Annotated in this window: 2 protein-coding genes; both read right to left on the reverse strand. The window is 74.6% G+C overall.

The features are described 5' to 3' along the window. On the reverse strand, positions 1-2,186 hold a 2,186-nt coding region (locus C7C46_RS05240; RefSeq protein WP_146258992.1), incomplete at its 3' end, for a condensation domain-containing protein. Then, positions 2,183-9,040 carry a non-ribosomal peptide synthetase gene (locus C7C46_RS05245; RefSeq protein WP_281278519.1) on the reverse strand — a complete coding sequence of 2,286 codons (6,858 nt, stop codon included), beginning with the start codon at positions 9,038-9,040 and terminating at the stop codon, positions 2,183-2,185. The genes C7C46_RS05245 and C7C46_RS05240, both read right to left, overlap by 4 nt. Positions 9,041-9,045: the final 5 nt, after the last annotated feature.

The raw sequence follows: 9,045 nt of genomic DNA on the forward strand, positions 1-9,045 counted from the left end.
ACCACGGCGCGCACGGCCAGATCCCCGGTCGGCAGGTTGGCCAGCGAGCGGAACGCGGACGGGGTCTGGTTGAGCACGGTGACCTGCTGCTCGACGAGCAGCTGGTGCAGCTCCTCCGGGGCGCGGGCGGTGTCGTGCGGCACCACCACCAGGCGGCCGCCGTAGAGCAGCGCGCCCCAGAACTCCCAGACGGAGAAGTCGAAGGCGTAGGAGAAGAAGAGCGCCCAGACGTCCTGGGCGCCGAAGCCGAAGTAGCCGTCGGTCGCGGTGAACAGGCGCACCACGTTGGCGTGGGTGAGGGTGCAGCCCTTGGGGCGGCCGGTGGAGCCGGAGGTGTAGATGACGTAGACGGCGTTGTCCTCGGTGGTGACCGGCGCCGGGTCGGTCAGCGGCCCGCCGGCCGACTCCTCGGCCAGCAGCACCGGACCGTCGAAGACCGCGGCCGCGAGCTCCCGGTGCGCCTGCTCGGTGACCAGCGCGGTCAGCGCGGCGTCGGCGGCGATGTACTCCAGCCGGTCGGCCGGGTAGGTCGGGTCCAGCGGGACGTAGGCGCCGCCGGCCTTGAGCACGCCGATCAGGGTGGGGGCCAGGTCGAGTCCGCGGTCCAGGCAGACGCCGACCAGCGACTCGGGGCCGACCCCGAGCGCGCGCAGCCGGTGCGCCAGCTGGTTGGCCCGCTCGTTGAGCTGACGATAGGTCAGCTCCTGCGCGCCGAAGCTCACCGCGACCGCGTCCGGGGTCAGGGCGGCGCGCTGCTCGAAGATCCGGTGCAGCGTCAGGCCGTCCCACTCGTGCGCGGGCAGGCCCGGCACCGGCCGGTCCACCACGGCCAGTTCGGCCGCGTCCAGCAGGGCGGCGGTGCCGATCGGCTGGTCCGGCTGGTCCGTCAGCGCGTCCAGCAGCAGCTGGAAGCGGCGCACCAGCGCCTCGGCGCTGGCCGGGTCGAACAGGTCGGCGCTGAACTCCAGGCTGCAGCCCAGGCCCTGGCCCCCCTGGTCGGAGAAGCCGAAGGCGAGGTCGAACTTGGCCCGCTCGCCCGCCGTCTCCAGCGCGGTCGCGGTGATGCCCGGCAGCTCGATCCCGGCCGCCACGGCGCCGTCGTCGAAGGTGACCATCACCTGGAAGAGCGGGTGCCGGTTCATCGAGCGCTCGGGGTTGAGCACCTCGACCAGCCGCTCGAACGGCACGTCCTGGTGAGCGAAGGCGCCCAGGTCGGTGGCCTTCACCCGGTGCAGCAGGGCACGGAAGCTCGGGTCGCCGCTCAGGTCGGTGCGGAGCACCAGGGTGTTGACGAAGAAGCCGATCAGGTCGTCCAGCGCCACGTCGGTGCGGCCGGCCACCGGGGTGCCCAGCGGGATGTCGGTGCCCGCGCCGAGCCGGCAGAGCAGGGTGGCGATCGCGGCCTGCACCACCATGAAGACGGTGACGCCCTCCTCCTTGGCCAGCGCGGTGATCCGGGCGAAGACCGCCGGGTCCAGCTGGAACGGCACCCGCCCGCCGCAGCCGGTGGCCACCGTCGGCCGGGCCCGGTCCACCGGCAGCGCCAGCTCGCTCGGCAGGCCGGCCAGGGTGGTGCGCCAGTGGTCGAGCTGCTGGGAGACCAGGCTGGCCGGGTCGCTCTCGGAGCCGAGCAGCTCGCGCTGCCAGAGCGTGTAGTCGGCGTACTGCACCGGCAGCGGCGCCCAGTCGGGGGCCTGCCCGGCCAGCCGCGCCGTGTAGGCGGTGGCCAGGTCGCGGGTGAGCGGGGCCAGCGACCAGCCGTCGGCCGCGATGTGGTGCAGCACCAGCAGCAGCACCCGCTCCTGCGGGCCGAGCTCGAAGAGCCAGGCGTGCAGCGGGACCTCGGCGGTCAGGTCGAAGGTGTGCCGGGCGGCCGCCGCGAGCTCCTCCTCCAGCTGGTCGCGCGGGGTCAGCGGACGGACCGTCAGAATGTCCCAGCCTTCGGCCGGAGGGACCCCCGTCCCGGGCTCGGCCAGCACCTGCTGGTACGGGGCGCCGTCGCGCTCGGGGAAGACGGTGCGCAGGCTCTCATGGCGGATCGTCAGGTCGTGCAGGGCGGCGCGCAGCGCCGCGGTGTCCAGCGGGCCGGTCAGCCGCAGGCCGACCGGGATGTTGTAGGTCGCGGTGGCCCCCTCCAGTCGGTTGAGGAACCACAGGCGCTGCTGGGCGAAGGAGAGCGGGATCACGCGGACTCCTCCTTGCGGACCATCCGGCGCAGCTTCGGGCGGGCGGGGGCGGCGTCGGCCAGCCGGGCGGCGATGCCGGCCACGGTCGGCTCGGCGAAGAAGGCGTCGATCGCCAGCTCGACCCCGAGCACCGAGCGCAGCCGGCCGATCAGCCGGATCACCAGCAGCGAGTGGCCGCCCAGCTCCAGGAAGCTCTCCTCGACGCCGACCCGCTCGCGGCCCAGCAGCTCGGCGAAGAGGCCGGCCACGGTCTCCTCCAGCGGGGTGCGCGGGGCGGTGGCGGTGGTGCTCGGGCCGTTCTCGGGGGCCGGCAGCGCGGCCCGGTCCAGCTTGCCGTTGCCGGTCAGCGGGAAGGCCTCCAGGCGCACCAGGGCGGCGGGCACCAGGTACTCGGGCAGCTGGGCGGACAGGTGCTCGCGCAGCGCGGCGGCGTCGAACTCCCACCCGGGGGTGGGGACCACGTAGGCCACCAGCCGCAGCTCGCCGGGAACGTCCTCGCGGGCCAGCACGGCGGCGCCGGCCACCCCCGGGTGGGCGCCGAGCACCACTTCGACCTCGCCCGGCTCGATCCGGTAGCCGCGGATCTTCACCTGGCTGTCGGCCCGGCCGCGGTAGTCCACGACCCCGTCGGCCAGCAGCACACCCACGTCGCCGGTGCGGTACATCCGGCTGCCGGGCGCCCCGTACGGGTCGGGCAGGAAGCGCTCGGCGGTCAGCCCCGGCAGGCCGGTGTAGCCGCGGGCCACCCCGGCGCCGCCGACGTAGATCTCGCCGGCCACGCCCTCGGGCAGCTCGGCCAGCGCCTGGTCGAGCACGTACATCGAGGTCGCGGGGATCGGGCGGCCGATCGGGACCACCTCGGGCTGCGGGTCGGTGACGGTGTGGAAGGAGTTGGCGACGGTGACCTCGGTCGGGCCGTACTCGTTGACGAACCGGATGCCGGTCGGCCCGGCCTGCTCCAGCCAGGAGTTGACCAGCCGGCCCGGGAACAGCTCGCCGCCCACGCTCAGCAGCCCGGCCAGGCCTGCCAGTTCGTCGCCGGTCAGCTGCTGCAGCAGCACCTCCAGGTGGGCGGGGGTGAGCTTGACGAAGCTGTACGGACCGCCGTCGGCGAGCTGCTTGCCGAGCTCGGCCGGGGCCAGGTCGGCGGGCAGCAGGTGCACCGGCTGGCCGGCCAGCAGCGGGGTGTAGAGCGCCGGGACCACCAGGTCGAAGGCGACGGAGGAGAAGACCGGGGCGCCGCCGGTGCCGCGCGAGGCGTACTCGGCGACCGTCCAGGCCAGGTAGTTGGCCAGCGCGCCCTGGGTGATCTCGACACCCTTGGGGGTGCCGGTGGTGCCGGAGGTGTAGATCACGTAGGCCAGGTTGGCCTCGTCCAGGGTGCGGGCCGGGGCGGTGGCCGGCTGGGCGGCCAGCAGCTCGGCGTCGCGGTCCAGCAGCAGCCAGTCGCGCTGGTCCAGGCCGGTCAGGGCGGTGGCCCGGCCGCTGTCGGTGAGCACCACCGCGGCACCCGAGTCGCCGATCACCCGGGCCAGCCGGGCGAGGGGGAAGCCTGGGTCGAGCGGGACGTAGGCGCCGCCCGCCTTCCAGACCCCGAGCAGCGCGGCCGGCAGGTCCGGCGTGCGGTCCAGAAGCACCACGACCTTGGTCTCCGGGCCGACCCCCAGCTCCCGCAGGCGGTGCGCGATCCGGTTGGCCCGCGCGTTGAGCGCGGCGAAGGAGAGCTTGCCGGTGGCCGAGAGCACGGCCGTGGCGACCGGGGTGGCGGCGGCCTGCTGTTCGAAGAGGCCGACGGCCGTGCGGGTGTCGTTCACTGGGGTCTCGTTTCGGGCAGGCGGGGTGGGCAGGGCGGGGCGGGCCGCCTGGACGGCGCCGGTGCCGCTGTGGCGGGCGTCGCCGTCCACGTCGGCGGCGATCTCGCGCAGCACGGACAGGTAGGCGTCGGCGAGCTGCTCGGCGCGGGCCCGGCTGATGGTGGCGGTGTCGGCGGACAGCACCAGGTCGGAGCCGGAGACGATCACGTTCAGGCCGACCTCGTTGGGCGTCTCGCCCAGGCCCAGGCCGCCGTCCAGCTGCTCGTCGCTGCCGTGGAACTCGAGGTAGCTGAAGGTGATCCGGATCAGGTTGGTCCGGCCGCTGTCGCGCTGGATCGCGGAGAGCGGGTAGCGGCGGTGCGGCCACAGCTCGGCCTCGCGGTCCAGCACCTGGCGGATCAGCTCGCGCCAGGTGCGGGCGGTGCGGTCGGCCGGGAACGGCACGGTGTTCAGGTGCATCCCGTACACGTGCTCGGCGCCCGGGACCTCCAGGCGGCCGTGGCTGATCAGGCCGGTGTGGAAGCGCTCGGCCTCGGTCAGGCCGCCGACCACCTTGAGGTGGGCGGCCAGCAGCACGTTCTTCACCGAGGCCCGTACCGCGCCGGCCGCCGCGGCCAGCGGCTCGGCCAGCTCGCCGAACCGGCGGATCACCTGGAAGGAGCGGGCCGGGGTGCCGGCCGGCTCGCGCCAGTCGGCGGGGACCGCCACCGGGGTGTGCTTGGCCACGATCCGCTGCCAGTGGGCGCGGTCCTCGGCCGAGTCCAGCGCGGTCAGTTCGGCGGCGACGAAGTCGGCGAACCGGTGGCTGCACTGCCCGGCCGCCGGCACCGGCTCGCCGTCGCGCAGCGCCCGGTAGCAGGCGACGAGTTCCAGCACCAGCGAGTGGTGCGAGAAGCCCTCCAGGATCACGTGCGACTCGGTCAGGGTCAGCCACCAGCCGCCGGCGCCCGCGTCGTGGGCGAAGGCGCGCAGCAGCGGCAGGCTGTCCTGGTCGAACAGGTGGCGCCGCTCGGCGGTGACGAACTCCTTGACGGCCGCCCGCTGCTGCGCCTCGCTGCCGGCCAGCTCGAAGGTGCGCAGCGGCACGGTGGCCGCCCGGTGCACCAGCTGCAGCGGGACCGAGTAGCCGGTCAGGTCCACCGAGGTGCGCAGGATCTCGTGCCGGCGCACCAGCAGGGCCAGTGCCTCGCGCAGTGCCTGGGCCGAGAACGGCCGGTCGTCGGCGACGTGGAAGCAGGTGACGTTGTGGTAGCGGTTGCGCTCGCGGTCGGCGAGCATCTCCAGCGCCATGCCGAGCTGGATCTGGCCCAGCGGGTAGGCGTCGGTGGCGTCCTCCGGCAGCAGGGCGCGGTCGTCGGCGCTGATCAGCTCGAACGGCTCGACCGGGCGCGGTGCCTGGGCCACCTGCTGGGCGGTGCCGAGCAGTTCGGCCAGTTCGGCCACGGTGGGGTGGGTGTAGATCTCGGCCACGCTGACCTGGAAGCCGGCCGCGCGCAGCGCGCCGACCAGGGCGAGCACCCGGATCGAGTCGCCGCCCGACTGGAAGAAGCCGTCGGCGACCCCCACCTCTGTCAGGCCCAGCACCTCGCCCCAGACCTCGGCGATCCGCTCCTCGGTGGCGGTACGCGGGGCCACCAGGGTGGCGGCCGCGGTCCGGGCCGGTGCCGGCAGCGCGCGCCGGTCCAGCTTGAAGGTGCTGGTCAGCGGCAGCTCGTCGAGCACCACGACGGCCGGAACCATGTAGTCGGGCAGCAACTGCGCGGTGTGCGCGCGCAGCTGGGCGGCGCTCGCCGCGCCGGTCACGTAGGCGACCAGCTCCGGGTGCCCGGGCGTGTCCTGACGGACCAGCACCACGGCCTCGCGCACGGCCGGGTGGGCGGCCAGTGCGGCCTGGATCTCGCCGAGTTCGATCCGGTAGCCGCGGATCTTGACCTGGTCGTCGGCGCGGCCGACGAAGTCCAGGGTGCCGTCCGCCCGCCGCCGGGCCAGGTCGCCGGAGCGGTACAGGCGCGAGCCGGGTGCGCCGTAGGGGTTGGGGACGAAGCGTTCGGCGGTCAGGTCGGGGCGGTTCAGGTAGCCGCGGGCCAGGCCCGGCCCGCTGACGTGGATCTCGCCGACCACCCCGAGGGGCACCAACTGACCGGTGGCGTCCAGCAGCTGGAGACCCAGGTCGGCGATCGGCCGGCCCGCCGGGCTGCCGGTGTCCTGCTCGGTGATCCGGTGGTGGGTGACGTGCACGGTGGTCTCGGTGATCCCGTACATGTTGACCAGCGCCAGGCCGGGCCGGCCGGTCCAGCCGCCCAGGTCGCTCAGCTCCAGCTTCTCGCCGCCGAACACCACCACCCGCACCGCCAGTCCGGCCGTCGGCAGGGTGGCCAGGGCGCGGAAGGCGGAGGGCGTCTGGTTGAGCACGGTGACTCGCTCGTCGGCCAGCAGGCGGTGGAACTCCTCGGGGGAGCGGGCGGTGTCGAACGGCACCACCACCAGGCGGCCGCCGTAGGCGAGGGCGCCCCACAGCTCCCAGACCGAGAAGTCGAAGGCGTAGGAGTGAAACAGGGTCCACACGTCCGCCGGGCCGAAGCCGAACTCGCGCTCGGTGGCGGTCAGCAGGCGCACCACGTTGGCGTGGGTCAGGGTGCAGCCCTTGGGGCGGCCGGTGGAGCCGGAGGTGTAGATGACGTAGACGGCGTTGCCGGGCTCGGCGAGCGGGGCCGGGTCGGTCACCGGCTCGGTGCCGAGCTCCTCCACCAGCACCGTCGGGCCCTGGTGGATCCCCTGGGCCAGCGGCCGGTGGGCGTGCTGGGTGACCAGGGCGGCGAGCCCGGCGTCGCTGGCGGTGTAGGCCAGCCGGTCGGCGGGGTAGGCGGGGTCCAGCGGGACGTAGGCGCCGCCGGCCTTGAGCACGCCGATCAGCGCGACAGGCAGCTGCGGGCCGCGGTCCAGGCAGACGCCGACCAGCGACTCGGGGCCGACCCCCAGCGCACGCAGCCGGTGCGCCAACTGGTTCGCCCGCTCGTTGAGCTGACGGTAGCTCAGCTGCTTGGCACCGAAGCTGACCGCGACCGCGTCCGGGGTCCGGGCGGCCTGCTGCTCGAAGAGCTGGTGCAGCAGCCGGGTGTCCGGGGCGGTGGCGGCGGGCGGGTCCAGCGCCAGCAACTGCTCCCGCTCGCCGGCCGGCAGGAAGGCGGTGGTCGCGTCGCCCAGCGGGTCGGCGGCCATCGCCGCCACCACGGCCCGGTAGAGCTCGGCGATCCGCTCGACCTGCGCCCGGTCCAGCGCGTGGGTGTGGCTGGCCAGGGTGAAGACCCCGCCCACCGTGGTGACCGCCAGCGGGAACTCGGTGTGCCCGAGGTCGAGCACGCTCTCGCCCTCGACCAGCTCCCAGTCCACCTGGTGGAAGGACTGGTGGTTGAACATCACCTCGACCAGGCGCCGGCCCTCGCCGGCCTCGCGCTGCAGCACCGGCATCGGGTAGCGGCGGCTGGGCCACATCGCGATCTCGTCGGCCAGCACCTCGCGGACCAGCTCCAGCCAGGTCCGGGCGGTGCGCCGGGCCGGGAAGGGCAGCGTGTTGAGGTACATGCCGAGCACCCGGTCGGCGCCCGCCGCCTCCGGCCGGCCGTCGCAGACCAGGCCGGTGAAGAAGCTGCGCTCCTCGGTGAGCAGGCTGAGCACCTTGAGGTGGGCGGCCAGCAGCACGCTCTTCAGCGAGGCGCCGGCCCGCGAGGCCAGCGCCCGCAACTGCGGCTCCAGGTCCTGGTAGGGCACGGTGACCCGGTACTGGGTGCGCGGCGCGGCCAGGTCGCCGTGCCAGCCGGCCGGCAGGGCGAAGCGCTGGTGCCGGTCGAGCAGCTGGTGCCAGAAGGCGCGGTCGCGCTCGGAGGCCACGGCGGCGGCCTCGGCGGCGACGAAGTCGGCGTACCGGACGGCCGGCTGCTCGGGCGCGGCGGGGGTGCGCCCGGCCCGCAGCTCGCGGAAGCAGTCGAGCAGCTCCATCAGCAGCGAGTGGTAGCTCCAGCCCTCCAGCACCGGGTGGCACTCGGTCATCGAGACCCACCAGGTGGTCTCGTCGGTCAGGTGCGCGGCGACCCGCCACAGCGGTGCCCGGCCCAGGTCGAAGCTGTCGGCCTGCTCGCGGGCGGCGAACCGCGCCAGCTCCGCCTGCTGCTGCTCGGCCGGCAGCGCGCGCAGGTCGGCCACGGTGACCGGCGGCTCGGCGGCGGCGTGCACCAGCTGCAGCGGCACCGAGTAGCCGTGCGGCTCGATCGAGGTGCGCAGGATCTCGTGACGCTCGATCAGCAGCTGGGCGGCGGACCGGAAGGCGGCCGGGTCGAACGGCTGGTCGTCGCGGACCTTGAAGGCGGTGACGTTCTGGTAGGTGTGCCGACCCTGGCCGGCCAGCAGCTCGCTGACCATGCCGAGCTGCACGTGCGCCAGCGGGTAGGCGTCGACCAGGCCGCCCGGCAGCCGGTCGCGGTCGGCCTCGGCCAGCAGGGCGAACGGGGCGACGGCGGCGGGCTGGGCCGCGGCGCCGTTCGGCCCGCCGACCTGCTCGGCCAGCGCCGCCACCGTGCGGTGCTCGAAGACGTCGCGCACGCTCAGCTCGTAGCCGGCCGTGCGCAGCGCGCCGACCAGGGCGACGGCGCTGATCGAGTCGCCGCCCAGGTCGAAGAAGCCGGCCGTGACGCTGACCGCGTCCAGCCGCAGCACCTTGGCCCAGACCTCGGCGAAGCGCTGCTCGGTCTCGGTGCGCGGGGCGGTGAACTCGGCCTGCGCACCGGCGAAGTCGGGAGCCGGCAGGGCGCGCTTGTCGGTCTTGCCGTTGCTGGTCAGCGGGATCGCGTCGAGCAGCACCAGGGCGCCGGGGACCATGTAGGCGGGCAGCACCTGGGCGGCGTGGGCGCGCAGCTCCGCGACGGTGGGCGCGGTGCCCTCCAGCGGGACCAGGTAGGCGGCCAACTGCCGGTCGCGGACCACCACGACGCACTCGCGCACCGCCGGGTGGCCGGCCAGTGCGGCCTGCACCTCGCCGAGTTCGATCCGGT

This window comes from Streptomyces tateyamensis (assembly GCF_003205575.1).
Classification (GTDB): Bacteria; Actinomycetota; Actinomycetes; order Streptomycetales; family Streptomycetaceae; genus Kitasatospora; species Kitasatospora tateyamensis.